The organism is Kitasatospora sp. NPDC059648 (genome assembly GCF_042734825.1).
In the GTDB taxonomy this organism is placed as follows: Bacteria; Actinomycetota; Actinomycetes; order Streptomycetales; family Streptomycetaceae; genus Kitasatospora.
Window position 1 is genome coordinate 223,193 of record NZ_JBHWDU010000002.1, and the last position, 26,584, is coordinate 249,776.

General features: G+C 72.8%; 25 protein-coding genes. 10 read left to right on the plus strand and 15 right to left on the minus strand.

Annotated features, from left to right (window positions below; genetic code table 11):
* Positions 1-150: 150 nt before the first annotated feature.
* Entirely contained in the window at positions 151-945 is a 795-nt protein-coding gene (locus ACFV1W_RS02590) for an isoprenyl transferase (RefSeq protein WP_380412367.1), read from the minus strand.
* A 375-nt stretch (positions 946-1,320) separates the two neighbouring features.
* Here ACFV1W_RS02590 and ACFV1W_RS02595 point away from each other — a divergent pair, with 375 nt between their 5' ends.
* Positions 1,321-2,904, plus strand: coding sequence for a chitinase (locus ACFV1W_RS02595; protein WP_380412370.1), 1,584 nt, complete (start codon positions 1,321-1,323; stop codon positions 2,902-2,904).
* Positions 2,905-3,039: 135 nt separating this feature from the next.
* On the opposite strand, the gene ACFV1W_RS02600 is transcribed toward ACFV1W_RS02595, so the two are convergent.
* A complete protein-coding gene (locus ACFV1W_RS02600) occupies positions 3,040-3,753 on the minus strand; it encodes a prepilin peptidase (RefSeq protein WP_380412373.1) in 714 nt (237 codons plus the stop codon).
* Positions 3,754-4,012: 259 nt separating this feature from the next.
* Here ACFV1W_RS02600 and ACFV1W_RS02605 point away from each other — a divergent pair, with 259 nt between their 5' ends.
* A complete protein-coding gene (locus ACFV1W_RS02605) occupies positions 4,013-5,227 on the plus strand; it encodes a pyridoxal phosphate-dependent aminotransferase (protein WP_380412376.1) in 1,215 nt (404 codons plus the stop codon).
* 159 nt (positions 5,228-5,386) lie between these two features.
* Here the strand turns inward: ACFV1W_RS02605 and ACFV1W_RS02610 are convergent, their stop codons facing one another.
* Positions 5,387-7,213, minus strand: coding sequence for a phosphoenolpyruvate carboxykinase (GTP) (locus tag ACFV1W_RS02610; RefSeq protein WP_380412379.1), 1,827 nt, complete (start codon positions 7,211-7,213; stop codon positions 5,387-5,389).
* Positions 7,214-7,498: 285 nt separating this feature from the next.
* Between ACFV1W_RS02610 and ACFV1W_RS02615 the strand changes: the two genes are divergently transcribed.
* Entirely contained in the window at positions 7,499-8,191 is a 693-nt protein-coding gene (locus tag ACFV1W_RS02615; RefSeq protein WP_380412382.1) for a hemolysin III family protein, read from the plus strand.
* On the opposite strand, the gene ACFV1W_RS02620 is transcribed toward ACFV1W_RS02615, so the two are convergent.
* The gene (locus tag ACFV1W_RS02620) at positions 8,162-8,752 is read right to left on the minus strand and encodes a hypothetical protein (RefSeq protein WP_380412384.1); all 591 of its coding nucleotides are present in this window, start codon (positions 8,750-8,752) and stop codon (positions 8,162-8,164) included. The genes ACFV1W_RS02615 and ACFV1W_RS02620 overlap by 30 nt on opposite strands.
* A 309-nt stretch (positions 8,753-9,061) precedes the next feature.
* Here ACFV1W_RS02620 and ACFV1W_RS02625 point away from each other — a divergent pair, with 309 nt between their 5' ends.
* Positions 9,062-10,654 carry an MFS transporter gene (locus tag ACFV1W_RS02625; RefSeq protein WP_380412387.1) on the plus strand — a complete coding sequence of 531 codons (1,593 nt, stop codon included), beginning with the start codon at positions 9,062-9,064 and terminating at the stop codon, positions 10,652-10,654.
* 8 nt (positions 10,655-10,662) lie between these two features.
* Positions 10,663-11,319 carry a TetR family transcriptional regulator gene (locus ACFV1W_RS02630; RefSeq protein WP_380412390.1) on the plus strand — a complete coding sequence of 219 codons (657 nt, stop codon included), beginning with the start codon at positions 10,663-10,665 and terminating at the stop codon, positions 11,317-11,319.
* An 83-nt stretch (positions 11,320-11,402) separates the two neighbouring features.
* Here ACFV1W_RS02630 and ACFV1W_RS02635 read toward each other — a convergent pair whose 3' ends face one another.
* Both ACFV1W_RS02635 and ACFV1W_RS02640 read right to left on the minus strand, forming a co-directional pair.
* Positions 11,403-12,302: a hypothetical protein gene (locus ACFV1W_RS02635; protein ID WP_380412392.1), complete on the minus strand. Its 900-nt coding sequence runs from the start codon at positions 12,300-12,302 to the stop codon at positions 11,403-11,405.
* Between the two features lie 8 nt (positions 12,303-12,310).
* Entirely contained in the window at positions 12,311-12,982 is a 672-nt protein-coding gene (locus ACFV1W_RS02640; protein ID WP_380412394.1) for a papain-like cysteine protease family protein, read from the minus strand.
* A 265-nt stretch (positions 12,983-13,247) separates the two neighbouring features.
* Between ACFV1W_RS02640 and ACFV1W_RS02645 the strand changes: the two genes are divergently transcribed.
* Positions 13,248-14,174, plus strand: a complete 927-nt coding sequence (locus ACFV1W_RS02645; RefSeq protein WP_380412453.1) for a hypothetical protein — start codon at positions 13,248-13,250, stop codon at positions 14,172-14,174.
* Positions 14,175-14,183: 9 nt separating this feature from the next.
* On the opposite strand, the gene ACFV1W_RS02650 is transcribed toward ACFV1W_RS02645, so the two are convergent.
* The 5 genes from ACFV1W_RS02650 to mca form a co-directional block, all read right to left on the minus strand.
* The gene (locus tag ACFV1W_RS02650; protein ID WP_380412395.1) at positions 14,184-14,759 is read right to left on the minus strand and encodes a hypothetical protein; all 576 of its coding nucleotides are present in this window, start codon (positions 14,757-14,759) and stop codon (positions 14,184-14,186) included.
* Between the two features lie 5 nt (positions 14,760-14,764).
* Positions 14,765-15,262: a hypothetical protein gene (locus ACFV1W_RS02655; protein ID WP_380412397.1), complete on the minus strand. Its 498-nt coding sequence runs from the start codon at positions 15,260-15,262 to the stop codon at positions 14,765-14,767.
* 39 nt (positions 15,263-15,301) lie between these two features.
* Positions 15,302-17,350 (minus strand): thioredoxin domain-containing protein, encoded by a 2,049-nt coding sequence (locus ACFV1W_RS02660; protein ID WP_380412398.1) that lies wholly within the window; start codon positions 17,348-17,350, stop codon positions 15,302-15,304.
* A gap of 118 nt (positions 17,351-17,468) precedes the next feature.
* The gene (locus tag ACFV1W_RS02665) at positions 17,469-17,660 is read right to left on the minus strand and encodes a hypothetical protein (RefSeq protein ID WP_270144532.1); all 192 of its coding nucleotides are present in this window, start codon (positions 17,658-17,660) and stop codon (positions 17,469-17,471) included.
* Positions 17,661-17,708: 48 nt separating this feature from the next.
* Entirely contained in the window at positions 17,709-18,614 is a 906-nt protein-coding gene (mca, locus tag ACFV1W_RS02670) for a mycothiol conjugate amidase Mca (protein WP_380412400.1), read from the minus strand.
* Positions 18,615-18,856: 242 nt separating this feature from the next.
* On the opposite strand from mca, the gene ACFV1W_RS02675 reads away from it, so the two are divergent.
* Entirely contained in the window at positions 18,857-19,270 is a 414-nt protein-coding gene (locus ACFV1W_RS02675) for a DUF4307 domain-containing protein (RefSeq protein WP_380412401.1), read from the plus strand.
* Between the two features lie 388 nt (positions 19,271-19,658).
* On the plus strand, positions 19,659-20,159 hold the full coding sequence (gene greA / locus ACFV1W_RS02680) for a transcription elongation factor GreA (protein ID WP_030286600.1): 501 nt from the start codon (positions 19,659-19,661) through the stop codon (positions 20,157-20,159).
* A 142-nt stretch (positions 20,160-20,301) separates the two neighbouring features.
* Here greA and ACFV1W_RS02685 read toward each other — a convergent pair whose 3' ends face one another.
* The 3 genes from ACFV1W_RS02685 to ilvA form a co-directional block, all read right to left on the minus strand.
* Positions 20,302-21,165 carry an ABC transporter permease gene (locus ACFV1W_RS02685; protein WP_380412403.1) on the minus strand — a complete coding sequence of 288 codons (864 nt, stop codon included), beginning with the start codon at positions 21,163-21,165 and terminating at the stop codon, positions 20,302-20,304.
* Position 21,166: 1 nt separating this feature from the next.
* On the minus strand, positions 21,167-22,264 hold the full coding sequence (locus ACFV1W_RS02690) for an ATP-binding cassette domain-containing protein (protein WP_380412405.1): 1,098 nt from the start codon (positions 22,262-22,264) through the stop codon (positions 21,167-21,169).
* 214 nt (positions 22,265-22,478) lie between these two features.
* Positions 22,479-23,690 carry a threonine ammonia-lyase gene (gene ilvA / locus ACFV1W_RS02695; RefSeq protein WP_380412407.1) on the minus strand — a complete coding sequence of 404 codons (1,212 nt, stop codon included), beginning with the start codon at positions 23,688-23,690 and terminating at the stop codon, positions 22,479-22,481.
* A gap of 281 nt (positions 23,691-23,971) precedes the next feature.
* Here ilvA and ACFV1W_RS02700 point away from each other — a divergent pair, with 281 nt between their 5' ends.
* Positions 23,972-24,451 carry a MarR family winged helix-turn-helix transcriptional regulator gene (locus tag ACFV1W_RS02700; protein ID WP_380412409.1) on the plus strand — a complete coding sequence of 160 codons (480 nt, stop codon included), beginning with the start codon at positions 23,972-23,974 and terminating at the stop codon, positions 24,449-24,451.
* A gap of 15 nt (positions 24,452-24,466) precedes the next feature.
* On the opposite strand, the gene ACFV1W_RS02705 is transcribed toward ACFV1W_RS02700, so the two are convergent.
* Complete coding sequence (locus tag ACFV1W_RS02705) at positions 24,467-25,621, minus strand: cystathionine gamma-synthase (RefSeq protein ID WP_380412411.1); 1,155 nt, start codon at positions 25,619-25,621, stop codon at positions 24,467-24,469.
* A 116-nt stretch (positions 25,622-25,737) separates the two neighbouring features.
* Here ACFV1W_RS02705 and msrA point away from each other — a divergent pair, with 116 nt between their 5' ends.
* Complete coding sequence (gene msrA / locus ACFV1W_RS02710; RefSeq protein ID WP_380412413.1) at positions 25,738-26,403, plus strand: peptide-methionine (S)-S-oxide reductase MsrA; 666 nt, start codon at positions 25,738-25,740, stop codon at positions 26,401-26,403.
* Positions 26,404-26,584 lie beyond the last annotated feature (181 nt).

Genomic DNA, 26,584 nt, shown 5'->3' on the forward strand with positions numbered 1-26,584 from the left:
CATTCGCGCGCCCGGCGAACTGACGGATCATTGCCGGTGAACGTTTGGCCTCGCGCGCGGCCCGGGTAGGCCAGGCCTACGGCGGTCATTCCACACGGATCCATCCCGGGCCCGCCCCGGAGCCGTCCGGACGCAGCCCCGGGTCAGGGGTCAGAGACCCATCCGCCGGTGCCGCTGCTCGAAGGCGCGCAGCGCACGCAGGAAGTCGACCTTGCGGAAGGCCGGCCAGTACGCCTCGCAGAAGTAGAACTCGCTGTGGGCACTCTGCCAGAGCAGGAATCCGGACAGCCGCTGCTCGCCCGAGGTGCGGATGATCAGGTCCGGGTCGGGCTGGTTGGCGGTGTAGAGGTGCTCCGAGATGTGCTCGACGGTCAGGATCTCGGCGAGTTCCTCGATCGGGGTGCCGCGTCCGGCGTGCTCCTGGAGCAGCGAGCGGACGGCGTCGGCGATCTCGTGCCGGCCGCCGTAGCCGACGGCGACGTTGACGGTGATGCCGTCGATCGCGGCGGTCTCCTCGGCGGCGCGCTTGAGCACGTCGGCGGTGTGCTGCGGGAGGAGGTCCAGCGCGCCGACCGGGTTGACCCGCCAGCGGCGGGCGGCGGCCAGGCCGGTGACGGCGTCCTCGATGATGCCGAGCAGCGGGACCAGCTCGTCGGCGGGGCGGTCCAGGTTGTCGGTGGAGAGCATCCACAGGGTGACGACCTTGACGTGGGTCTCGTCGCACCAGCCGAGGAACTCGCTGATCTTGTCGGCGCCGCGCTGGTGGCCGTACGCGGTGGAGCCGCCGGTGGCCCTGGCCCAGCGGCGGTTGCCGTCCAGGATCACGCCGATGTGGTGCGGGGTGCGCGCGAGGTGGACCTCGACCCGGCGGCCGTAGAGCCCGTACATCCCGTCCAGCAGGGTGCGCAGCACCGGCGTCCGTTCGGCGACATCGCGCAGACCCATGGTTTCCCGGCCCCTCCGTGCTCGTTCAGGCTGGTGCGTCACCGCCCCGGCGCAGCCTACTCCGGCGCGCAGGCGCACGGTAAAGCCCCAGGTAGCGGTCTGGTCACGGTCCTGTACGAAGTCTGTCGCGACGGGTGTGTCGCGGCCTGCCGGGCGGTGCGCCCGGCGTGGACACGGAACGGTCTCCGAATCCTTAAGGGGGCCGTAAGCCGGTCGTCCGATGCTTGACGACCGGTAATGGTCTAGTCCAGGTTTTGACCGGGGCGGAACGGAACGGCCCGCCCCGGTCGAGTCGAGTCACCTGCGGACCCCTCCCCCACACGCGGCCGCCGCGCCCCCACCGCGGCGGCCGCTCCTTACCCAGGAGCGTCACCCATGGCCCGTACGCTGAACGAGCCCGCGCACAAGCGCCGGCGCAGCCCCCTCCCGGCCCTCGCGGCCGGCGCCACCGCCCTCGCCCTGGCCGGCGGCGGCCTCGCCCTCTTCGCCGGCGGCGCCGGCGCGGCGGTCGGCAACCTGGTCACCAACGGCGGCTTCGAGAGCGGGCTGGGCGGCTGGTCCTGCACCGGCGGCGCGACCGCGGTGTCCTCGCCGGTCCACTCCGGCAGCGGCGCGCTGCAGGCCGCCCCGGGCGCGGGCGACACCGCCGAGTGCTCCCAGACGATCAGCGTGCTGCCCAACAGCAGCTACACGCTCAGCGCCTGGGTGCAGGGCCCGTACGTCTACCTCGGCGCGCGCGGCACCGGCGGCACCGACCCGTCCACCTGGTCGAACCAGACCGGCTGGAACCAGCTGTCCACCGGCTTCACCACCGGGGCGAACACCACCAGCGTCACCGTCTACCTGCACGGCTGGTACGGGCAGGGCGCCTACCTCGCCGACGACGTGGCGCTGATCGGCCCGGGCGGCACCTCCACCCCGTCGCCGACGGCCACCCCGACGCCGACGGCCACCGCCACCGCCACCGCGACGCCCACCCGGACCGCGACGCCGACCCCCACCACGACGCCGACGGCCACGGCCACGCCGACCTCGACCCCGACCACCCCGCCGGCCACCGGCCTGCCCGCTCACGTGGTCACCGGCTACTGGCAGAACTTCGACAACGGCTCGACCCCGCAGCGCCTGAGCGACGTCCAGAACGCCTACGACATCATCGCGGTCTCCTTCGCCGACGCCGTGCCGACCCAGACCGGCGCGATCAGCTTCACCCTGGACCCGGGCCTGTCCAAGGCGCTCGGCGGCTACACCGACGCCCAGTTCCGCGCCGACGTCAAGGCCAAGCAGGCGGCCGGCAAGAAGGTCGTCCTCTCCATCGGCGGCCAGAACGGCGCGATCAGCGTCGGCGACGCCACCGCCGGGGCGAACTTCGCCAACAGCGCCTACGCGATCATCAAGGACTACGGCTTCGACGGCATCGACGTCGACCTGGAGAACGGCGTCCAGCCCGGCCCGCTCGGCAGCGCGCTGCACGCCCTGCAGGCCAAGGTCGGCCCCGGCTTCGTGCTGACCATGGCCCCCGAGACCATCGGGATGTACAGCACCTCCGGTGCCTACTTCCAGCTGGCGCTGAACACCAAGGACATCCTGACCGTCGTCAACACCCAGTTCTACAACTCGGGCGGCATGAACGGCTGCGACGGCAGGGTCTACGACCAGGGCACGATCGACTTCATCACCTCGCAGGTCTGCACCCACATCCAGGGCGGCCTGCGGCCCGACCAGGTCGGCATCGGCGTCCCCGCCTCCAGCCGGGCGGCCGGCGGCGGCTACGTCGACCCGTCGGTGGTGAACAACGCGCTCAACTGCCTGGCCACCGGCGAGAACTGCGGCAGCTTCGTGCCGCCGGCCAAGTGGCCCACCATCCGGGGCGCGATGACCTGGTCCACCAACTGGGACGCCAACAACGGCAACGCCTTCTCGAACGCGGTCGGCCCGTTCGTGCACAAGATGCCGTGAGCGGCCCCCGGGCCCGGGGCTTGCCCGACACGCTCCATTCCCTCCGGCGCGCCGCTCCTTGAGGGCGGGGCCCGCGCGCCGACGGCGGGGCCCGCCGTACCGGTTCCGGTACGGCGGGCCCCTTCCGTCACCGGCTCACCGGACGAGCACCGCGGTGAGCGCGCCGAGCAGCAGGAACGGACCGACCGGGACCTCGACTCCGCGCCACGGGCGCCGGCGGACCAGCAGGACGGCGGCCCGCAGGGTGCCCCAGAGCCCGGCGAGCACCACCGCGGCGAACAGCCCGCCGATCGCGACCCACCAGCCGTACCAGCCGAGCAGCCCTCCCAGGGCGAGCCCGAGCGGGGAGTCCCCGGGGCCCAACGCACCTGCCTGGACGGCGACTTCGAGCAGCGCGCCGACGGTCAGCGCGACCAGCAGGCAGCGCAGCAGCACCCCCGGGCGCCCCTCGGCCAGTGCCGCCACCGCCAGCAGCGCGGCCACCCCGGCCAGCAGCGGCACGCTCAGCCGGTACGGCAGTCGGCGCACCCGCCCGTCGGTGAAGCCGAGCGCCACCCCGAGCGCGCCCGCCCAGGCGAGCGCCGCCGCCTGCGGCCCGTCCGCCGCGTACGCCACCGCGACCGCGACCGCCGCCGCGACCGCCTCCACCGCCCCGGCCCCGGCCCCGAGGCGCCCGCGGCAGCCCTGGCAGCGGCCGGTCGGCGGCAGCAGCCGTCCGACCGCGCGGCCGCACAACGGGCAGGCCTCGCACCAGGGTTCGCCCTCGGGCACGGCGAACCGGGCGATCAGCCCGCGCAGCAGCGGAGCCAGCAGGAGACCGACCAGCACCGCCCCGGACACGACCGCCACCACCGGCCCACCCCCTCGTCGTCGACGCACCGGGCCCATCTTCCCGTCCACGGCGGCCGGGCGGTGTGCCGTCCGTCTCGTTCCGCACGGGAAGCCGGCCGCGTTCCCCGCGTACGCGGGCATTCCGGACACACGACCAGGGGTTTGGAAGGCCGTTCGATCCCGACACCTGCCAATCCAAGGACGGCCTTCCGGCCCCGCGAGCCGTCTCCCCGGATGCCCGACGCGGGGCCCCTGCGTGCCCCTAAAGTAAGCAGGCATGCAGGTCATCCAGTCCAGCAAGCTCGCCAATGTCTGCTACGACATCCGCGGCCCGGTTCTCGACGAGGCGATGCGGCTGGAGGAACAGGGCCACCGCATCCTCAAGCTCAACACCGGCAACCCGGCCACCTTCGGGTTCGAGGCGCCCCCGGAGATCCTCCAGGACATCCTGCGCAACCTCGCGAACGCGCACGGGTACGGCGACTCCAAGGGCCTGCTCTCGGCCCGCCGCGCGGTGGTCATGCACTACGAGGACCGCGGGCTGCACGGACTCTCCGTCGACGACGTCTTCCTCGGCAACGGCGTCTCCGAGCTGATCCAGCTGGCCATGACCGCGCTGCTGGACGACGGCGACGAGGTGCTCGTCCCGGCGCCGGACTACCCGCTGTGGACCGCCTCGGTCTCGCTGGCCGGCGGCTCCGCGGTGCACTACCGCTGCGACGAGCAGGCCGAGTGGTACCCGGACCTCGCCGACATCGAGGCCAAGGTGACCGACCGGACCAGGGCCATCGTGGTGATCAACCCGAACAACCCGACCGGCGCGGTCTACCCCCGCGAGGTGCTGGAGGGCATCGTCGAGATCGCCCGTCGGCACGACCTGGTGGTCTACGCGGACGAGATCTACGACAAGATCCTCTACGACGACGCCGAGCACGTCCCGCTGGCCACCCTGGCCCCGGACCTCTTCTGCGTCACCTTCAACGGACTGTCCAAGTCGTACCGGGTCGCGGGCTTCCGCTCCGGCTGGATGGTGCTCTCCGGCGACCGCCAGCGCGCCCGCAGCTACATCGAGGGCCTGACCGTGCTCGCCTCGATGCGGCTGTGCGCCAACATGCCCGCCCAGCACGCGGTGGCCGCCGCGCTCGGCGGACGGCAGTCGATCAAGGACCTGGTGCTGCCCGGTGGCCGGCTGCTCGCCTCGCGCGACGCCGCGTACGAGCTGCTGAACCGGATCCCGGGGGTGAGCTGCGTCAAGCCGAAGGGCGCGCTGTACGCCTTCCCCCGGCTGGACCCGAAGGTCTACAAGATCAGGGACGACGCCCAGATGGTGCTGGACCTGCTGCGCTCCCAGCGCATCCTGCTGGTCCAGGGCACCGGCTTCAACTGGCCCGAACCGGACCACTTCCGGCTGGTGACGCTGCCCCGGCCGGAGGAGATCACCGACGCGGTGACCCGGATCGGCGACTTCCTCAGCGGCTACACCCAGCCCTGACCCCTCGCCGCGGAGGGGGAAACACTACGGCCGGAGTCCCGGCCCGGGTGGTCTCCTTGGTCGGGGAAAGACCACCCGGCGGAACTCCGGCCGTCCCGTCACTCGGCCGGCGCGCGGTTCGTGCCGCGCGCCGACCTCTCGCTCGGCTGAGGCTCAGGCTCAGCCGAGGCGCGCGACCAGGCTCCGGTACTCGTCCCACAGCTCCTTCGGGGTGTGGTCGCCGAACAGCTCCAGGTGGGCCGGCACGAGCGCGGCCTCCTGGCGCCAGATGTCGGCGTCCACGGTGAAGAGCAGGGCGAGGTCCTCCTCGGACAGCTTCAGGTCACCCAGGTCGAAGCCGTCGACCTTCGGCAGCACGCCGATCGGGGTCTCGACGCCCTCGGCGGTGCCCTCCAGGCGCTCGACGATCCACTTGAGCACGCGGCTGTTCTCGCCGTAGCCGGGCCAGACGAACTTGCCCTCGGCGTTCTTGCGGAACCAGTTGACGTAGTAGATCTTCGGCAGCTTGGCGGCGTCCGCGTCGGCGCCGACCTTCAGCCAGTGGGCGAAGTAGTCGCCCATGTTGTAGCCGCAGAACGGCAGCATCGCGAACGGGTCGCGGCGCAGCTCGCCGACGGTGCCCTCGGCGGCGGCGGTCTTCTCGGAGGCGATGTTGGCGCCCAGGAAGACGCCGTGCTGCCAGTCGAAGGACTCGGTCACCAGCGGGACGGCGGTGGCGCGGCGACCGCCGAACAGGATCGCCGAGATCGGCACGCCCGCCGGGTCCTCCCACTCCGGGGCGATGGTCGGGCACTGCGCGGCCGGGACGGCGAAGCGGGCGTTCGGGTGGGCGGCCGGGGTGCCGGACTCGGGGGTCCAGTCGTTGCCGCGCCAGTCGGTGAGGTGCGCCGGAGGCTCCTCGGTGAGGCCCTCCCACCACACGTCGCCGTCGTCGGTGAGGGCGACGTTGGTGAAGACGGTGTTGCCCCAGAGGGTGTCGATGGCGTTGGCGTTGGTGTCCACGCCGGTGCCGGGGGCGACGCCGAAGAAGCCGGCCTCGGGGTTGATGGCGTACAGGCGGCCGTCCTCGCCGAAGCGCATCCAGGCGATGTCGTCGCCGATGGTCTCGACCTTCCAGCCCGGGATGGTCGGCTGGAGCATGGCCAGGTTGGTCTTGCCGCAGGCCGACGGGAAGGCGGCCGCGACGTACTTGACCTCGCCGGACGGCGGGGTGAGCTTCAGGATCAGCATGTGCTCGGCCAGCCAGCCCTCGTCGCGGGCCATGGTCGAGGCGATGCGCAGCGCGTAGCACTTCTTGCCGAGCAGGGCGTTGCCGCCGTAGCCCGAGCCGAAGGACCAGATCTCCTTGGTCTCCGGGAAGTGCGAGATGTACTTGGTGCTGTTGCACGGCCACGGCACGTCCGCCTGGCCCTCGGCCAGCGGGGCGCCGACGGTGTGCACGGCCTTGACGAACTCCCCGTCCTCGCCGAGCTGGTCGAGCACGGCCTGGCCCATGCGGGTCATCACGCGCATCGACACGGCGACGTAGGCGGAGTCGGTGATCTCGACGCCGTACGCGGCCAGCGGGGAGCCGACCGGGCCCATCGAGAAGGGCACGACGTACATCGTGCGGCCCTTCATCGCGCCGCGGAACAGGCCCTGCTCGCCCTGGAAGAGCTCCCGCATCTCGGCGGGGGCCTTCCAGTTGTTGGTCGGGCCGGCGTCCTTCTCCTGCTCGGAACAGATGAACGTGCGGTCCTCGACGCGCGCCACGTCCGAAGGGTCCGAGGCGGCGTAGTAGGAGTTGGGGCGCTTCTCCTCGTTCAGCTTCTTGAAGGTGCCCTGAGCCACCAGCAGGTCCGCGAGGCGCTGGTACTCCTCGTCGGAACCGTCGCACCACTCGATGCGGTCCGGCTGGGTGAGCTCGGCGATCTCGCTCACCCAAGCGAGCAGCTGCTTGTGGCGGGTGGGCGCGGATGCGCTGAGAGCAGAGATCTCGTACGACACGATCGCTCCGTTTCACGCCGTCTCGTCGAGGAGACGGCGTCGCGGGGGTCTGAGGGTGCTTGCAGCGTAGCTCCGGGTCCGAGGCCGGAACGCGGCACCTAGGCGAAATTGACGCATCTTTTACTACGGAAAGTATGATTACCGGCCAGTAAGGGGTCGGTCACGTCCGAGCCCGAGTGGGCGGCGCCACACTTCAAATGCTCCAAAACGTCCAAGAGTGACGATCGCCACTTCCTTACGCGTCAGTAACCTACGGTTCCGTAGGTCGCCGGTAGCATGCTGCCCATGACTGCTGCTGCGCTCGCGGAGAGCATTGGGGAGGACCCGGTCGAGGACCGGGAGGGCAAGCCGAAGTGGCGCGGCTGGCTGCACGCCGGGATGTTCCCCGCCACCGTCGCCGCCGGGATCGTGCTGATCTGCCTGGCCGACTCCACGCCGGCCAAGGTCGCCTGCGCGATCTACTCGGTCAGCGCCTGGCTGCTGTTCGGGGTCAGCGCGGTGTACCACCGCTTCGACTGGGGCCCGCGCGGGGACGCCGTGCTGCGGCGACTGGACCACGCGAACATCTTCCTGATCATCGCGGGCACCTACACGCCGTTCACGATCCTGCTGCTCAAGGGCGCCGACCAGCAGCTGCTGCTCTGGGTCGCCTGGGGCGGGGCGCTCGCCGGAATAGCGTTCCGGGTGTTCTGGGTCGGCGCGCCGCGCTGGCTGTACACGCCCGTGTACATCGCGCTGGGCTGGGCCGCCGCGTTCTTCCTGCCGGACTTCCTGCGCACCGGCGGGGTCGCCGTCCTGGTGCTGATGATCGTCGGCGGGGTGCTCTACAGCATCGGCGGCGTGGTGTACGGGCTCAAGCGGCCCAACCCCTCACCGCGCTGGTTCGGCTTCCACGAGGTGTTCCACGCCTTCACCCTCGGCGCCTTCATCGTCCAGTACGTCGGCGTCTCACTGGTGGCGTACAGCGCGGCCGGCTGAACCCGGCACACCCCGACGGGCGGTCGACCGGTCCACGGACCGGGCGGCCGCCCGTTCGGCCGTCCAGGGCCGCTCGTACGGGGCCCTGCCCTGCGGGCGGTGCGGGGACGGCGGGTGGTCGGCGGCGCCGGGCTCCGGCTGGGGGGAGCGCGCCGCGTCCGACGCCCCTGCCGCCTCCGCCGACTCCGGCCGGGACGTCCGCCCGGGCAGCTCCGAGGCGATCCCGGGGCGCGCGGCGCGCGGCGTGCGGGCGCCCGCCCCGGCGGACCCGCGCCCCTGACGGGCGTCCAGCGCCTCCCTGGCCCGGCGGCAGCGCTCGCAGTGGGCGGCGTCCGGGCCGCCGCGCCGCGGCCGGTGCCAGGCCGGGGACGTCTGCTGGTGCAGGGCGCGCCAACGGCGGCCGACGTACACCATGACCAGCAGGGTCTCGATCCCGGCGACCACCAGGACCAGCGGGGCACCGTTGATCAGGTAGGCCGTGACCACGGCCAGCGCGGAACCCACCACCACGGCCGGACCCCACACCTGGGCACTCGCCCGCCTGTCGTCACTGTCGGCCACTTCGGCTCCCCTTTCCCGGCGCCGGGCTCGTGGTCGGCTCCTGCCGCCCCACCCCTTCTCCGCTCTCGGCACGCGTCCGGCCAGCACTGACCGATTGCCACATGGTATCTACCCACAGTCACCCGGCACCGCCCCGTGGCGGCGAACGACAGATCAACGTTGCGTCAATTCCTCGTGCGGAAGCAGCACTTCCCGGACGCGCCGCGGAGAGTCATCAGATGGTCACCATTCCTTTGTATTGACGGTCGAGCTCTTTTGAGAGTTACTGTCATTTGACAGAGACTTTCAAAGAAGGCCCTGGAGGCCGTCGTGCCCGCCGCTCCGCCCCCACCCGCTCCCCCCGCTCCCGAGCCGTCCGGTGCGCCCGCCGACCCGCGCCGCAGGCTCGCCCTGGTCGCCGTCGCGCTGAGCGTCCTGGTGATCAGCTTCGACATGACGATCCTCAACGTCGCCCTGCCCACCCTGGCCGCACAGCTGCAGGCAACCACCGGTCAGCAGCAGTGGATCGTCGACGCCTACACGCTGGTCTTCGCCGCCGTGATGCTCCCGGCCGGCCTGCTCGGCGACCGCTACGGCCGCCGCCGAACCCTCACCGCCGGCCTCGCCCTGTTCGGACTCGCCTCGGCCATCGGGATGCTCGCCGACTCCCCCGGCACCCTGGTCGCCGCCCGCGCCGCGATGGGCCTGGCCGGGGCGCTGGTCATGCCGATGTCGCTCGCGGTGATCCCCGCGATCTTCCCTGCCGCCGAACGGCGCCGGGCCACCGCGATCCTCACCACCGCCATCGCCGGCGGCGCCCCGCTCGGACCGCTGATCGGCGGCCTGCTGCTCCAGCACTTCTGGTGGGGCTCGGTCTTCGCCGTCAACGTCCCGCTGGCCGTGATCGGCATCGTCGCCTGCGTCCTGCTGCTGCCCGAGAGCCGCAACCCCGCCGCGCCCCGGATGGACCTGCCCGGCACCGTGCTCGCCGCCACCGGGCTCGGTGCGCTCACCTACGGCATCATCGCGGGCTCCGACCGCGGCTGGACCGATCCGCTGGTGCTCGCCACCCTGATCGGCTCGATCGTCCTGCTCACCGCCCTGGTGCTGCGCAGCCGCCGCCAGCGCGATCCGATGCTCGACCTCGCCCTGCTCGCCGACCCGGCCTTCCGCTGGCCCTCGGTCGCCGCGACGCTGATCTCGCTCGTCCTGTTCGGCGCCTTCTTCGTCCTGCCGCTCTACTTCCAGAGCGTGCTCGGCACCGACGCCCTCGGCTCCGGGTTGCGGCTGATGCCGATGATGCTCGGGCTGATGGCCGCCGCCAGGTTCACCGAGCCGCTGGTGGCCCGGATCGGCGCCCGCGCGGTGATCGCCCTCGGCCTGGTCCTGCTCGGTGCCGCGCTGCTGTTCGGCAGCCGTACCGACGGCTCCGACGGGTACGGGCGGACCGCGGTATGGCTCACCGTCCTCGGCGTGGGCATGGGCCTGTCGCTGATCACCGCCCAGTCCTCCGCCCTGATCACCCTGCCGCCCGCCCGCGCCGGAGTCGGCTCCGGGCTGCTCCAGACCCTGCGGCAGGTCGGCGGTGCCATCGGGATCGCCGCCTTCGGCAGCCTGCTCGCCGGGGCCTACCGGGGCGCGCTCGACACCGGCGGACTGCCGGCCGAGGCGGTCCACCGGGCCGGGAAGTCGGTGGTCGCCGCCGACGCCATCGCCCGGGAGGCCGGACGGCCGGCGCTCAGCGCCGCCGCGCACACGGCGTACGTGCACGGCATGACGGTGGTGCTGCTGGTCGCCGGGCTGGTCGCGGTCGGCTCGGCGGTGCTGGTCGCCGCCCGGATGCCCGCCGTCGAGCCCGCGAGCGGGGACGCGGCGGAGGCCGGACCGGCCGCCCGACCCGCCGGCGCCGGAGATCGCCGATAATCGGGGACATGACGCCCGAGCAGCCGAACGCGACCCTCCCGGACGCCCCGACCAACCCGGTCCAGGCGCTGCTGGAGGCGCCGCTGTCGCTGCGCGAGCGCAAGAAGCTCAAGACCCGGCAGACCGTGCGCCGCGAGGCCTACCGGCTGTTCGTCGAACAGGGCTACGAGAACACCACGGTGGAGCAGATCGCGGCCGCCGCCGAGATCTCCCCCTCCACCTTCTTCCGGTACTTCGTCACCAAGGAGGACCTCGTCCTCACCGACGAGTACGACCCGGCGATGACCGCCTCCCTGATGGCCCGCCCGGCCGACGAACCGTTCCTGCGGTCCTGCCGGGAGGCGCTCATCGGTCTGATCCGAGCCCTGCTCCAGCACGAACGCCGGGAACTGCTGACCCGGATGCGGCTGGTCGCCCAGGTCCCCGCGCTGCGCGCCGGACTGTTCCGGACCGGCAACAGCCCGCACGAGCTCTACCTCGACGTCCTCACCCGACGGTCCGGCCTCGACGAACCCACGTACGCCATGCGGGTCACCGCCGCCGCCATCGGCGCCGCCACCACCGAGGCCGTGCTCCAGTGGGCCGCGGGCGACGGCCGGGAGGACATCGCCGACCTGGTCGACCGCGCCTTCGCGCTGCTGGAGAGCGGGTTCGCCGGGGTGTGAGCCGGTCTGCGCGGATCACGCCCCGGCACGACGCGGTTCGGGGCCCGGCCCGGTGAGCCGGGCCCCGACGGGTGTCCGCCCGATCAGCGGGTCGCCCGCCTCCGCCGCAGCACCACGGCCGCGCCTGCGGCCGCCAGCGCGGTGGCGCCCAGCGCCGCGGCCGCCGTCACGGCCGGGATCGCCGAGTCGTCGGCTGCCGCGGCCTGCGGTGCGGCGTCCGCGGCGGCGTCCAGCTGGTAGCCGCCGCCCTTGCCCTCCCGGTCGTACGCCGAGCCGGGCAGCTTGTCCCCGTACCGCTGGTGCACCAGCTCCTGGTACGCGGCCAGCGACACCCCGCCCGCGCCGACCGAGCGCCGGGCCTCGTCGTCCAGCGGCAGCACCCGGCCGTCTCTCAGCACGTACCAGGCGTTGACCTGCGGTTCCCGGAAGGCCGTACCGCCGCCGCCGTCCGCCGCCTTCGCCGCGTAGTCGCTCTCGTCGCCGCCGGAGGCGATGTTGACGACCCGCCAGGATCCGCCCTGCCGGACCGTCCAGACCGAGGCGGTCTGGCCGTCCGCCGCGACCACCTTGCTCGCCGTGAACTCGGCCTTCGCCACCGGGGCGCCCGGGGTCCCGGCCACGAAACCGGCGTCCAGGGTGTAGACCGGCACGGTGTCCCCGGCCAGGCGGGGCGCCGCGTCCTGGGCTGCCTTCGCCTCCTCCGCGGCGCCGATGCTCAGCTGCTGGGTCGGCGGCACGCCCCTGCGGGCGAAGAAGTGGCCCACCTTGTCGAGCACCGTCGGGTCCTGGACGGCGCTGTGGGCCCGGACCAGGTCGGCGGCCGGCACCGGTTCGGGGGCGCCCTGGGCGGAGGCGGCGCCCCGGGCGGCGGGGTCGGAGTGTGCCGCGGGGTCGGCGTGCGCGGCCTGGGCGGTCACCAGCGCGAGGCCGGTGGCGAGCAGGGCGGTGACGGCGGCCCGGCGGCCCTTGCTGAGCTCGGTCATGGTCGTCCTCACGCGCCGATCCGGTACAGGGAGTGGGTCCACGAGAACGTGTCGTTGTTCACGTAGTACCAGTAGTCCGCCCAGTTGTAGCGGTAGTTGGACGGCCACGGGTCGCCCCAGTAGACCCAGTTGTTGCCGGTGTCGTAGCCGTACAGGACGTGCATGTGCCCGCCGCCAGAGCTCCACTGGATGCGCGTCTCGACCGGCCGGTTGGCGTCCACCTCGGACTGCACGGTGCTGTAGCGCAGGTACCCGGTGACGTAGGAGCCCGGGTTGATGCCGACCCAGTCCAGCGCGTTCTGCACGTCGGCCAGCGAGGCCTGGCTGTTGGGGCAGCTGGAGTCGGTCGAACGGCCGAACGCGGCGTTGCAGAACTGGTTCTGGCTGTAGTTGTAGCCGAACCAGGTGGCGATGGTGTTGCCGCTCGCCGCCCAGCACCAGTTGGTCTGCTGTTGCTGCTGCATGGTGATGTTGAGCCTCTTGTACGTGCCGGCCAGGTCGGCCGTACTGCCGGGCGCTGCCGCCGGGCGGACCTGGTGCGCGGTCCGTTCCCGGGCGGCGGTGGGGGCGGTGGGGGCGGCGGCCGCGGGGGTGCTCGCCGCCGCGGTGAGCGCCGGACCCAGCACACCCAGGGCGAGCACGGCGACCGCACGGCGCAGCCGTATCCGTGGAACTGGCATGGGGGGATGCCTCCTTGCACGTGGAGCGAGGTGCTGTGTGGGGGTTGCGGTCCGGATCGCGCCCTGAGCATCGCGCCGTTGTCGGTGGCTGGTCAACGGCCCCGCACGGCCCCGATCACGGTGTGAACGGAGCGGCCCGGATGTGAACGGCGCCCGGGAAACCGCAGCGCGAGACGCCCGGGCCGATGACAAACCGGCGCACGGATGTGAATATTCACGGTCAAAACCCGGTCCGCGCCGGATCAGTACCAGCCAGGAGGCAGCCATCCAACGAAGCGAACCAGCCGACCTCGCCGCCGCCCTGCGCACCGGCCCCTTCCACCTCGCCCTGCGCACCGCCATCGCCACCCGCGGCCTGGCCCTCCACCGCATCCGCCGCCACCTCGCCCTGCGCGGCGTCAACATCGGTCTGACCAGCCTCAGTTACTGGCAACAGGGCCGTCGCCGCCCGGAACGCCCCGAGTCACTGCGCGCCGTCGCCGCCCTCGAAGACGTCCTCGACCTGCCCGAACACTCCCTCACCCGGCTCCTCGGCCCCCGCCGCGCCACCACCCCCGCCGGACCGCCCGTACGCCCGTACCGCGACCTGATCTCCCCGGCCACCGCCGTCGACCACCTGCTCGCCGGCCTGGCCAGCCCCCGCGACACCGCCCTGCACACCATCACGCACATCGAACGCGTCCGGATCGGCCCCGACCGCCAAGTCGCCCGCCGCGACTCCCAGCACGCCCTGCGCGCCCACCGCGACGGCATCGACCGCTACCTCGCCCTCTACCAGGGCGACCCAGGCAGCGACATCACCCTGGTCGGCGTCCGCGCCGAGGAGAACTGCCGCCCCGGCCGCGTCCGCCGCGACCGCACCCACCACCTCCTCGCCGCCGAACTCCTCCTCGACCGCCGCCTCCGGGCCGGCGACACCCACCTCCTCGGCTACGGCTTCGACGACGCCCCCTCCCCCGACCCCAGCTGCGAGTACGTCCGCGGCTTCAACTCCGGCGCCGGCCAGTACGTCCTCCAGATCACCTTCCACCCCGCCGCCCTTCCCGTTCGCTGCCACCGCTTCGCCCTCCGTTCGCCCGGCGAAGTTCCCTACGAAACCGAGGAGTTGACCCTCGACGGCCACCACTGCGTTCACCTGGTCGCGACGGCGGTACGGCCCTGCATCCTGGGGATCCGCTGGGACTGGGAGTGAGGGCGGCGGTCAGTGCGACCAATATGGGTCGTCGAGGTCGGGGACGGGCTCGTGTCCGGTCGGCCGCTCGCCGACCGGAGGGGCGCCGTAATCCCTTCCGGGCTGGTAGCGCACCATGAACGCCTCTGCGCTCATGAGCACCTGTACGGTCGAGTCCGTCGTCGAACTGACCACCGACAGCGTGAACAGGGTGTCTCCGTGCCCGGAACAGTCCAGATCCGTATAGCGCTTCGTCCCTGATTCCCCGCTGACTTCGGGTCGGCACTGTCCGCCCCAGACCTGCTTCATCCGGTCCAGCAGCACCGGCACCTTCGCGGGGCTCACCTTCGTCCGGACGGAGACCACCTCCCTGACGCCCGACAACAGGCTCGGCTCGCCGTCGGCGTGCTCCGGCCCGCGGTCCACGGCGTAGAACCCGCCGGAGTAAGCCATAGGGGGAACGATCGCCTCCATGGCCGTCTGCAAACTGCCATCCAGCTCCGCCTTCGCCTCACCCGGGCTCAGCTGGGCGGTGTTGCGGTCTTTCAGCGCCATCGGCCCGTACCCGTCGTAGAACAGCCCCAGTCCGGTGGCCAACACGACCACCGGCGTCAAGCTGCAGGGTCAGCGCGGGTGAAGCGACCGCGACGTGCGCTGGGCTGCTCCGTGGCGGGCGGCGGGTCGGTCAACTCGCCGAGCCGGTAGAGCCGTTCCTCGACCCGGACGGACTGCCCGGCGCCGGTGGCGGCCGTCCAGGCCTCGGCGAAGGCCCGGACCTGTTCCGTTCCCCCGCCGACCCCGGCGACCTCGGTGAACCCGGCCCCGGCCGCTGCCAGCCGGACCGCCAGTTCGGCGGCCGCCGCCTGCGGCATGCCGGAGAGCCTCGGGGCGAACGGCGGCGTCTGGAGGAAGGCGCCCCCGACCGGGCCGTCCGACTCGGCCTGCCACCAGCCGAAGACCGGCGGGCGCTCCCCGAACACGTCGAGCCCGGCCTCGGCGAGCCGGTGGGCGATGGTGATCAGGACGGTGTTCTCGGCGGGGCGGGCGGCCAGGAAGGCGTCCGCCCGACTGCGGAAGTCGTCGAGCGAAGTGCTCAGGGTCCACGTCATGACCCATCCTCGCCCCGCTCGACGCCCGTCCGCCAACGGTTATTCGAGTACGACCCCCAGCCGCGCGCCGAGCACGGCGGGGTCGGTGGTCGGCGCCTCGCAGGCGAAGTGCCGGCAGACGTAGGCGGCGGGCGCGCCGCCGACCAGCGGCCGGTCCGCCAGCAGCGGCACCTCGGCGGCGGCCTCCCCCGGTACGCCGACCGCGACCACCGCCCCGGGCGCCGTGCCCAGCAGCGCGGCCCGGCGCAGCGCAGCGGTGGCCGGGTCGTCGGCCGGGCCGACGACGGCGACCTCGCGCGGCCCGTCCTGCAGCGCCTCGGCGACGGCGAGGCCCCAGCCGATGAACCGCGGAGCCCGTCCCGCCAGTGCGCCGACGATGCCGAGGGCACGTTCGGCGGCCGTCCGGTGCCGGTCGGAGCCGGTGTACGCGGCGTAGCCGAGCAGGGCTCCGGCAGCGGCGGTCCAGCCGGAGGGGGTGGCGTTGTCGGTCGGATCCTGGGGGCGGCGGATGAGTTCCTCGGCGTCGTCCGCGGTGTCGTAGAGGGCGCCGGAGGCCTCGTCGGCGAAGTGCTTGAGCACGGTGTCGAGCAGTCCGCCCGCCAGCTGGAGCCACTCCGCCTCGCCGGTGACGGCGTACAGCGCGAGGAAGCCCTCGGCGGTGTCCGCGTAGTCCTCCAGGACGCCGGCGTTGGTCCCGGGCCGGCCGTCCCGGGAGGTGCGCAGCAGCCGCCCGTCGGGGGTCAGGTGGACGGCGAGCAGCAGGTCGGCGGCCCGTTCGGCGGCCTCGACGAGGTCGGGGCGGTCGAGCAGGGCGCCGGTCTCGGCGAGTGCGGCGATGGCGAGGCCGTTCCAGGCGGCGACCACCTTGTCGTCCCGGGCGGGCGCGGGCCGGGCGGCCCGCGCCTCGAACATCCGGCGCCGGATCTCCTCGTACTCGGCGAAGTCCTCCGGGTCCGCGAGGAGTTGGAGAACGGAGGTGCCGTGCTCGAAGGTGCCGTCGGCGGTGACGGTGAACAGCCGGGCGGCGGTGGCCGCGTCGGCGGGGCCGAGCAGATCGACCAACTGGCCGGGCTCCCAGACGTAGTAGGCGCCCTCGGCGGAGGCGCCGGTCTCCTCGTCCAGGCTGTCCGCGTCCAGCGCGGAGGCGAACGCGCCCTCGGGCGTACGGAGTTCGCGCAGCAGGAAGTCGGCCGTCGACAGCGCGACCCGGCGGGCGAGTTCGGAGCCGGTGGCCCGCCACAGGTGCAGGTAGACCCGCAGCAGCAGGGCGTTGTCGTACAGCATCTTCTCGAAGTGCGGCACCACCCAGCCGGCGTCCACCGCGTACCGGGCGAATCCGCCGCCGAGCTGGTCGTGGATGCCGCCGCGGGCCATCGCCTCGCCGGTGCGGACGGCCATCTCCAGCGCCGCCTCCGAACCGGTCCGGGCGTGGTGGCGCAGCAGGAACTCGATCACCATGGCCGGCGGGAACTTGGGCGCCCCGCCGAAGCCGCCGCGGGTCTGGTCGAAGTCCCGGCTGAGTGCGACCAGCGCCTGGTGCAGGTCGGCGTCCCCCGGCGGGTGGTGGGCACCGGCGGAGTAGACGGCGGCCCGCTCGGCCAGGTCGGCCCGGATCCGCCCGGCGACCTCCCCGACCTCCTGCCGCCGGTCCCGCCAGGCCGCGTCCACGCCCTCCAGCACCTGCCGGAAGGACGGCATCCCGTGCCGGGGCTGCGGCGGGAAGTAGGTGCCGAAGTAGAACGGCTCCTTCTCGGGCGTGAGGAAGACCGTCATCGGCCAGCCGCCCTGCCCGGTCGCCGCCTGCACGGCCTCCATGTACACCGCGTCGACGTCCGGCCGTTCCTCCCGGTCCACCTTGACCGCGACGAACCGCTCGTTCAGGTACCCGGCGAGCCCGGCGTCCTCGAAGCTCTCGTGCGCCATCACATGACACCAGTGGCAAGCCGCGTACCCCACGCTCAGCAGCACCGGCACCCCGCGCCGCCGCGCCTCCTCGAAGGCCTCCGGCCCCCACGGCCACCAGTCGACCGGATTCTCGGCATGCTGCAGCAGGTACGGCGAGGTCGCGTCCGCGAGACGGTTCGGCATGCCCCCCATCCTCGCGCATCCACCGCCGCCCACGCGTCAGGCCCGCACCGCACCTCGCCGCGTCCGCCGCCGCCGTCCGGCCCCCCGCGGACGGGGAGCGGGGGCCGGGCGGCGTGGGTCACTCCTTCGGGGCTTCCGGCTCCTCCGTGAAGTCGACCTTCTTGAACTGCCGGTTCATCGACTTGGCCAGGAACCACGTCGCCACGCCGAGGGCGGCGAAGACGACGAAGCCGAGGAGACCGGGGGTGACCTTGGCGTCGTCGACGGCGAGGTCAGCGGCGAGGTGGATGAGGTTCACGGGGGCGCTCATATCTCTATGGTGGCCCGGCTCACGCCGAGCCGGGCCGTCGGGGGTGGGTCAGTCGCGTGCGTCGACGGCCTCGGCCGCCAGGGTGGGGGTGCGCAGTCCGGCGAACAGGTCGTCCTCCGGGAGGTCCACGTCAATCAGGGTACGGGCGAGCTCGTAGTCCTCGGTGGGCCAGACCTCGCGCTGGACCTCCAGCGGGACGCGGAACCACGGGCCGTCCGGGTCGATCTGGGTGGCGTGGGCGATCAGCGCGCGGTCGCGGGTCTCGAACCAGTCGTCGCAGCGGACCCGGGTGGTGATCTCGCGCTCCTTGCGGCCGCTCTTCTCCCAGCCGGCGATCCACTCGCCGTACGGGGAGTCGTGGCCGTGCTCGGTGAGGTACTGGTGCAGCGCGCGGATGCGGCCCATCGGGAAGCCGTGGTTGTAGTAGAGCTTGAGCGGCTGCCAGGGCTCACCGGCCCCGGGGTAGGCGTCCGGGTCGCCCGCGGCGTCGAAGGCCAGCATGGTGATCTTGTGGGTCATGATGTGGTCCGGGTGCGGGTAGCCGCCGTTCTCGTCGTAGGTCGTGATGACCTGCGGCTTGAACTCGCGGATCAGCCGGACCAGCGGCTCGGCCGCCTCCTTGACGTCCTCCAGGGCGAAGCAGCCCTCGGGCAGCGGGGGCAGCGGGTCGCCCTCCGGCAGGCCGGAGTCGACGAACCCCAGCCAGGCCTGCCTGACGCCGAGGATCGCCCGCGCCTCGTCCATCTCCTTGCGGCGCACCTCGTGGATGTTCTCCTCGATGTACGGGTCCCCCTGGAGCTTGGGGTTGAGAACCGACCCGCGCTCGCCCCCCGTGCAGGTGGCCACGAGCACGTCCACACCCTGCTCGACGTACATGGCCATGGTGGCCGCGCCCTTGCTGGACTCGTCGTCCGGGTGGGCGTGCACCGCCATCAGTCGCAACTGCTCAGTCAACGCCTTGCGTTCCTTCCACATCATCGGGCGTTCCGCGAAGTCGGGTCTGCCCACCGTACGAACCGCTCACTTCGGGACCGCGTCGCCGCAAGGCCGGCCTGCGGCGCCGGTCTCCGGCGCGGCCGAGCCCCGCCCCCGCCGGACCGGCCGCGGGCGTGCCCCTCCTATAGTGACGGACTGGAGGACCGTCGCATTCCCCTGCACCGCCCGCGCGGCCCCTCCCTAGGAGAGGACGGAGTCCGATGACGGCACAGAGCACCGCCACGCAGCTGCCCGAGGGACGCTACGGCCGGCGCGGCGACGGCGAGTCGGACCGCCGCCTGAAGGTGGCCGGCGCGGTCTGCGGCGTGCTCGGGCTGGGGCTGATCGCCTGGCTGGGCGGCTCCTACCTGCTGCGCGAGTCGAAGATCAACGGCTCGGTGCCGACCTTCCAGGTGCTCTCCGACTCCGAGGTGCAGCTGCACCTGTCGGTGAGCAAGAGCGACGGTACGGCCGGCACCTGCACGGTCCGCTCGCAGAGCGACGACCACGCGGTGGTCGGGGTGGCCGACTTCCCGGTCCCGGCGGCCGGGTCGAGCTACGACGCCACCGTCACCCTGCGCACCACCGCCCGCGGCACCACCGCCGAGCTGCTGGGCTGCACCCCGGCGAAGTGAACGGCGGGCCGACGGGAAACGAGCGACGCGCGGGCGCGACACGCGCGGCACGCCCGGCCGGAAAAGCGCGGGGGCGGGCCGGAAAGGCGCGGGGCGCGGGGTGGGAAGTGGGCCCGGAACGCCCCGGGGACGCATACTCGCCCGGCGGAACGGGCATCCGTAGGAAGTCCCGCACCCGGTTCCTGTACACCGTGGCGTAACGCCACCGTCAATGCCGCGACAACGCCTCTCCCGCTTGTCGGCAGGACTTGTTAGGCTCGTGGTTTCGCCCCTTCCGCACCGGATGGTACGGGAGCGGGCGTTGCTTTGTAGTTACGACCGATATCACCGACGACCCTGCTGACGACTCACACCCTCAGCACAGCCCCAGCACCTACGAGGAGCACCTGTGACCCAGACCAGTGAGAACGTGACCTGGCTCACTCAGGCCGGCTACGACCAGCTCAAGGCCGAGCTGGATCACCTGACCGGGCCCTGGCGCATCGAGATCGCCCAGAAGATCGAGGCGGCGCGCGAGGAGGGCGACCTCAAGGAGAACGCCGGCTACCACGCGGCGAAGGAGGAGCAGGGCAAGTACGAGCTGCGCATCCGCCAGCTGACCCAGCTGCTGGAGCGCGCCAAGGTCGGCGAGGCCCCGGCCGACTCCGGCGTGGTGGCCCCGGGCATGGTCGTCACGGTCGCCTTCGACGGCGACGAGGACGACCTCATGGAGTTCCTGCTCGCCTCGCGCGAGGTGGCGGGCGCCGACGACCTGGACGTCTACTCGCCGCAGTCGCCGCTGGGCCGCGCGATCGACGGCAAGAAGATCGGCGACGAGGCCACCTACGAGCTGCCGAACGGCAAGCCGGCCATGGTGAAGATCGTCAAGGTCGTGCCGCACGCCGGCTGACCCGACCCCGACCACCGCCGAGGGCGGCCGCGGAGCCCGAAAGGACTCCGCGGCCGCCCTCGGGCGTTTCCCGCGGTGACGTTTCACCCCGACAGGATTCGCCCCACCAGGATTCGCGCCACCGCGGCTTCCCCACCGCGGCTCACCCCACGGCCGAGCGGTACCTGCGCACCGACAGCCAGGAGAACACCGCCGTGATCACCGATGACCACAGCACCGACACCAGCGCCGCGTGCTGCATCGGCCAGGCGCTGTCCACCGGTCCGATCTGGTTGCCGAAGAGGTCCCGGCAGGCCTGCACCGTCGCGCTGAACGGGTTCCAGTACGCGACGCCCCGCAGCCAGTCCGGCATCGAGCTGACCGGCACGAAGGCGTTGGACACGAAGGTCAGCGGGAACAGCCAGATCAGCCCGGCCGAGGTGGCCGCCTCGGGGCTGCGCACCGACAGTCCGATCAGCGCACCGATCCAGGAGAAGGCGTAGCCGAGCAGGAGCAGCAGGCCGAAGGCGCCGAGCGCGCCGAGCACCCCGTCGTGGATCCGCCAGCCGACCGCCAGCGCGACCAGCGCCAGCACGACCAGGGTGAACGCGGTCTGGCACAGGTCCGCCAGGGTGCGGCCGACCAGCACCGCCGAGCGGGCCATCGGCAGCGAACGGAAGCGGTCCACCAGGCCCTTGGTCATGTCCTCCGCGATGCCGGCCGAGGCGCCGGCGGTGGCGAAGGTGACGGTCTGGGCGAAGATGCCGGCCATCAGGAACTGGATGTACGTGTCGGAGCTGGAGTTCGCCCCGGGGATCTTGATCGCCCCGCCCATGACGTACGAGAACAGCAGCACGAACATGACCGGCTGCATGAGCCCGAACACCACGATCTCGGGAATCCTGGACATCCTGCGCAAATTTCGCTTGGCGACCACCCAGGAGTCGTGCAGGGTCGCGGACAGGCCCCGGCGCGGCGTCGGCGCCTGCCCGCCGATGGCGTGCTCGGTGACGGTGCTGGCGCTCATCTCAGCGCTCCGTTCCGGCCGTGACGGCCTGTTGCTGGTCCGGTCCCCGACCGCCGTCGTCACCGTCGCCGCCCGCGCCGCCCGCGCCGCCGCCCCTCCCGCGGCCACGGCCGCCCCGGCCGCGACCCGTGGCGCCGGCGCCGCCGTCCTCCTCGACCACCTCGGCGACGTGCCCGGTGAGGGTGAGGAAGACGTCGTCCAGGGTCGGGCGCCGCAGGCCGATGTCGTCGATCTCGATGCCCCGGCCGTCCAGTTCGCGGATCGCGTCGGCGAGCAGCCGGGCGCCGCCGCTGACCGGCACGGTGATCTTCCGGGTGTTCCTCTCGACGGTCGGCTCGCCGAGCGCGTACCCGGACAGCGCCGCCACCGCGTCCGTGACCAGGCCCGGGTCGTGCACCACGACCTCGATCCGCTCACCGCCGATCTGCGCCTTGAGCTGGTCGGCCGTGCCACGGGCGATCACCCGGCCCTGGTCGACCACCGCGATGTCGTGGGCGAGCCGGTCGGCCTCCTCCAGGTACTGGGTGGTCAGCAGCAGCGTGGTGCCCTGCTCGACCAGGGTCTCGATGACCTCCCAGAGCGCGAGCCGGTTGCGCGGGTCGAGCCCGGTGGTCGGCTCGTCCAGGAACATCACCGGCGGCCGGACGACCAGTGCGGCGGCGAGGTCGAGGCGGCGGCGCATGCCGCCGGAGTACGTCTTGGCGGTGCGGTCCTTGGCCTCGGTGAGGTTGAACCACTCCAGCAGCTCCAGCGCCCGGGCCTTCGCGTCGCGGGTGCGCATCTGGTACAGCTCGCCGACCATGGTGAGGTTCTCGAAGCCGGTCAGGTACTCGTCGACGGCCGCGTACTGGCCGGACAGCCCGATCAGGCTGCGGACCCGGTCCGGGTGTTCGAGGACGTCGACCCCGGCCACCACCGCGCGGCCGGAGTCCGGGCGGAGCAGGGTGGTGAGGACGCGCACGGTGGTGGTCTTGCCGGCCCCGTTCGGGCCGAGCAGCCCGAGCACCGTGCCCTCGGGGACGTCGAGGCTGACGCCGTCCAGGGCCCGTACGTCGCCGAAGGTCTTGACCAGGTTCTCGGCTTGGATGGCTGGCGCCATGGCCTGCCTCATCTCCTCGGACGAATGTGAGCGATCTGCCCCACTTTGTGCCTCTTCCGGGCGCGCAGGCGACTCGGTCCCGATGACCGAAACAGAACGCGATGTATCGCGAGTGTGACAACTCGCGATACATCGCGTCAAGGGAATTCGGGGAAGGGATTCCGAAGCGGGGAGGGGACTTCGGGCAAGGGCCCGGGCCGGCGGCCGGAGGCGCTCAGCCCGCGACCACGTACCCCGCGTCCCGCAGCTCACCCACCACCAGCGCGCAGTGCTCCGGCCCCTTGGTCTCCAGGTGCAGGTCCACCTCGACCTCGGTCAGCCCCAGCCGCGGGTCGGTCCGGACGTGCGCGACGTCCAGGACGTTGGCGTCCACCCTGGTCAGCACCCCCAGCAGGTCCGCCAGCGAGCCCGGCTTGTCCGCCAGCCGCACCCGCAGCGACAGGTAGCGCCCGGCCGCCGCCAGGCCGTGCCGCAGCACCCGCTGCATCAGCTGGGGGTCGATGTTGCCGCCGGACAGCACCGCCACCACCGGGCCCTCGAAGGAGTCCGGCTGCTCCAGCAGCGCCGCGATCGGCGCCGCCCCGGCCGGCTCGACCACCAGCTTCAGCCGCTCCAGGCCGAGCAGCAGGGCCCGTGACAGGCCGTCCTCGGAGACCGTCCGGATGCCGTCCGCCAGGGTGTTGACCACCTCGAAGGGAATGTCCCCGGGGCGCCCGACCATGATCCCGTCAGCCATGGTGGCGAAGTGCTCCAGCGTCACCGGCCGCCCTGCCGCCAGCGAGGGCGGGTACGCGGCCGCGGCCGCCGCCTGCACCCCGACCACCCGGACGTCCGGCCGCAGCGGCTTGACCGCCGCCGCGATCCCGGCCAGCAGTCCGCCGCCTCCCACCCCGACCAGGATGGTGCGCACCTCGGGACACTGCTCCAGGATCTCCAGGCCGACGGTCGCCTGGCCGGTGACCACGTCCCAGTGGTCGAAGGGGTGGATGAACACCGCTCCGGTCGCCTCCGAGTACCGCTGCGCGGCCTGCAGCGCCTCGTCCACGGTGGTGCCGTGCAGCCGCACCTCGGCGCCGTACTCACGGGTGGCCGCGACCTTGGGCAGCGGCGCCGCGACCGGCATGAACACGGTCGAGCGCACCCCCAGCAGCGAGGCCGCCAGCGCCACCCCCTGGGCGTGGTTCCCGGCGCTCGCCGCCACCACCCCGCCGGCCCGCTGCACCGGCGAGAGTCCCGCGATCCGCACGTACGCCCCGCGCAGCTTGAAGGAGCCGGTGCGCTGGAGGTTCTCGCACTTCAGGTGCACCGGCGCGCCGATCAGCCCGGACAGGTGCCGGCTGCCCTCCATCGGGGTCACCCGGGCGACCCCGGCGAGCATCTTCTGGGCGCCGCGGACGTCGTCGAGGGTGATCGGCCAGTTGTGCATGGTCCCAGCCTAGGGCGCCCCGTGCGGGGCAGGCCGGATCAGCGTGCGGCGTCGGGGTGCGTGCATCGCAAGGCGGAGGAGGGAGTCACGGAGTATCGGCGACCGACGACAACGCGGCGAGGTGCGTGCCCCGGCGCCGCACGCCCGGCCTGGCCCGCACGGGGTGCACCCGGGCGCCCCGCACCCCACATCGGGGACGTCGGGCCTGTTCCCGGGCCCGCTCCGCCCGCGTACGCTGCTGGTTCTGAGCTTCTCTCACCGCATGACGATCGTGAGCCGCGATGACGACGACCTCGCCCCAGGCCACCGACCGAACCGAGCCCGTGCACACCCAACTCCAGTACCAGCTGGCGGTGTTCGCCCGCCGGATGGAACAGGTCCGGACCAGTGGCGGCATCGGCACGCTGGACCGGGCCGCCTACCTGCTGCTCGACCGCCTGGAGCGGCACGGGCCGGCGAACGTCAAGGCGCTGGCCGAGGCGCTCGGCGTGGACTCCTCCACGGTGACCCGCCAGGTCGCCCCGCTGGTCGCGGCCGGGCTGGTCGGCCGGGTGCAGGACCCGGCCGACCGCCGCGCGGTACGGCTCGCACTGACCTCCTGCGGCACCGGCCGGCTGGCCGAAGTCCGGGACGGGCGGGCCGAGTTGACCCGCCGCCTGACGGCCGACTGGCCGCCCGAGGAGCAACAGGCGTTCTGCGCCCTGCTGGCCCGCTTCAACCTCGCGATGGAGTCGTACACGGCGGACCAGCAGGGGCAGTGACGAGCGCCGGTGCCCTCAGCCGAGCGCCTGCTTGAGGTCGGCCAGCAGGTCGTCGACGGACTCGATGCCCACCGAGACGCGCACCAGGTCGGCCGGCACCTCCAGCGGCGAACCGGCCGCCGAGGCGTGGGTCATCCGGCCCGGGTGCTCGATCAGCGACTCCACGCCGCCCAGCGACTCGCCCAGGGTGAACAGCTGCGCGCGGTTGCAGACCTCGACGGCCGCCTCCTCGCCACCGGCGACCCGGAACGAGACCATGCCGCCGAAGGCCTTCATCTGCTTGGCGGCGATGTCGTGGCCGGGGTGCTCGGGCAGGCCCGGGTAGAGCACCTGGCTGACCTTGGGGTGGCTGCTCAGCAGCTCGGCGACCTTCTCGGCGTTGGAGCTGTGCCGGTCCATCCGGACGCCCAGGGTCTTGATGCCGCGCAGCACCAGCCAGGCGTCGAACGGCCCGGAGACGGCGCCCATGGCGTTCTGGTGGTACGCGACCTCCTCGCCGAGGCCCGCGTCGGCCAGCACCAGCGCACCGCCGACCACGTCCGAGTGGCCGCCCATGTACTTGGTGGTGGAGTGCACGACCGCGTCCGCACCGAGCGAGATCGGCTGCTGCAGGTACGGGCTGGCGAAGGTGTTGTCGACCACGAGCAGCGCGCCGGCGCCGTGCGCGACCTCGGCGAGCCCGGCCAGGTCGGTGATGCCCAGCAGCGGGTTGGAGGGGGTCTCCACCCACACCGCGCGGGTGTTGGGGCGCAGCGCGGCCCGGACGTCGTCCAGCTTCTGGGTGTTGGCGACGGAGAACTCGACGCCCCAGCGGGTCAGCACCTTGGCGAACAGCCGGAAGGTGCCGCCGTAGGCGTCGTTGGGGATCACGATGTGGTCGCCCGGCTTGAGGATGGTGCGCAGCAGGGTGTCCTCGGCCGCCAGGCCGGAGGCGAAGGCGAGGCCGCGGGCGCCGCCCTCCAGCGCCGCGAGGCACTCCTCCAGCGCGGTGCGGGTCGGGTTGGCGCTGCGGCTGTACTCGTAGCCGCCCCGCAGGCCACCCACCCCGTCCTGCTTGTAGGTGGACACCTGGTAGATGGGCGTGACGACGGCCCCGGTCTGGGGGTCTGCTTCCTGACCCGCGTGGATGGCGAGGGTCTCGAAGCCGTGGGGAAGCTGGTGCTCGGTCATGGCTCCGAGCCTAACGGCCGTACGGCCGCGTGCTCGCCGGAATCGGCGGACGGAATCCGCGGGCCGTCCGGTGCGTTGAATCCTGGGCAACCCTTCCTACCCCGCTGGAGCAGGCCGTGCTGTTCAACCGCCACAAGACCTCGCTCGTCCCCGCCGACCAGGCGCTGCCCGGCCGCCAGGCCCCGGGTTTCACCCTGACCGAGCCGCACACCGTGCTCGGCCACCCGCTCACCGGCCCGTACCCGGAGGGGCTGGAGGTGGCCGATTTCGGCCTGGGCTGCTTCTGGGGCGCCGAGCGCACGTTCTGGCGGCTGCCCGGCGTCTGGACGACGCTGGTCGGCTACCAGGGCGGTCACACGCCGAACCCGACGTACGAGGAGGTGTGCAGCGGGCTGACCGGCCACACCGAGGCGGTCCGGGTGGTGTTCGACCCGGCGGTGACCTCCTACGAGCAGCTGCTGAAGACCTTCTGGGAGGCCCACGACCCGACCCAGGGCAACCGCCAGGGCAATGACGTGGGCACCCAGTACCGCTCCGCGGTCTACACCCACTCCGCCGCCCAGGCCGCCGCCGCGACCGCCAGCCGGGACGCCTTCCAGCCCGCGCTGACCGCGCTCGGTTACGGCCCGATCACCACCGAGATCGCCCCGGCCGGTCCGTTCTTCCCGGCCGAGCCGTACCACCAGCAGTACCTGTCGGACGCCAAGAACCCCAACGGGTACTGCGGTCTGGGTGGTACCGGCGCCTCCTGCCCGATCGGCGTGGCCCGCACCCAGGGCTGACCCTCCGCGGCCCGGCCCTCCGGCGAACGGCCACTCAGGGTGACCACCGCCCGGTTCCGGCGCAGACTGGAGTGACCGGAGAGGGTCGGCCCCGCCCCCCCCCCCCCCGGGGGCGGGGCCCCCCCCCGGGGGGGGGGGCGCGGCCGGGGCCGGGCCCGACCGCGGGGCCGACGCGGAGCCG

Bases quoted from the DNA above. Each gene is read 5' to 3' on its own strand.
- ACFV1W_RS02590 (WP_380412367.1), bottom strand. From the start codon at position 945: ATGGGTCTGCGCGATGTCGCCGAACGGACGCCGGTGCTGCGCACCCTG.
- ACFV1W_RS02595 (WP_380412370.1), top strand. From the start codon at position 1,321: ATGGCCCGTACGCTGAACGAGCCCGCGCACAAGCGCCGGCGCAGCCCC.
- ACFV1W_RS02605 (WP_380412376.1), top strand. From the start codon at position 4,013: ATGCAGGTCATCCAGTCCAGCAAGCTCGCCAATGTCTGCTACGACATC.
- ACFV1W_RS02615 (WP_380412382.1), top strand. From the start codon at position 7,499: ATGACTGCTGCTGCGCTCGCGGAGAGCATTGGGGAGGACCCGGTCGAG.
- ACFV1W_RS02630 (WP_380412390.1), top strand. From the start codon at position 10,663: ATGACGCCCGAGCAGCCGAACGCGACCCTCCCGGACGCCCCGACCAAC.
- ACFV1W_RS02635 (WP_380412392.1), bottom strand. From the start codon at position 12,302: ATGACCGAGCTCAGCAAGGGCCGCCGGGCCGCCGTCACCGCCCTGCTC.
- ACFV1W_RS02640 (WP_380412394.1), bottom strand. From the start codon at position 12,982: ATGCCAGTTCCACGGATACGGCTGCGCCGTGCGGTCGCCGTGCTCGCC.
- ACFV1W_RS02655 (WP_380412397.1), bottom strand. From the start codon at position 15,262: ATGACGTGGACCCTGAGCACTTCGCTCGACGACTTCCGCAGTCGGGCG.
- ACFV1W_RS02660 (WP_380412398.1), bottom strand. From the start codon at position 17,350: ATGCCGAACCGTCTCGCGGACGCGACCTCGCCGTACCTGCTGCAGCAT.
- ACFV1W_RS02665 (WP_270144532.1), bottom strand. From the start codon at position 17,660: ATGAGCGCCCCCGTGAACCTCATCCACCTCGCCGCTGACCTCGCCGTC.
- ACFV1W_RS02675 (WP_380412401.1), top strand. From the start codon at position 18,857: ATGACGGCACAGAGCACCGCCACGCAGCTGCCCGAGGGACGCTACGGC.
- ACFV1W_RS02685 (WP_380412403.1), bottom strand. From the start codon at position 21,165: ATGAGCGCCAGCACCGTCACCGAGCACGCCATCGGCGGGCAGGCGCCG.
- ACFV1W_RS02690 (WP_380412405.1), bottom strand. From the start codon at position 22,264: ATGGCGCCAGCCATCCAAGCCGAGAACCTGGTCAAGACCTTCGGCGAC.
- ilvA (WP_380412407.1), bottom strand. From the start codon at position 23,690: ATGCACAACTGGCCGATCACCCTCGACGACGTCCGCGGCGCCCAGAAG.
- ACFV1W_RS02700 (WP_380412409.1), top strand. From the start codon at position 23,972: ATGACGACGACCTCGCCCCAGGCCACCGACCGAACCGAGCCCGTGCAC.
- ACFV1W_RS02705 (WP_380412411.1), bottom strand. From the start codon at position 25,621: ATGACCGAGCACCAGCTTCCCCACGGCTTCGAGACCCTCGCCATCCAC.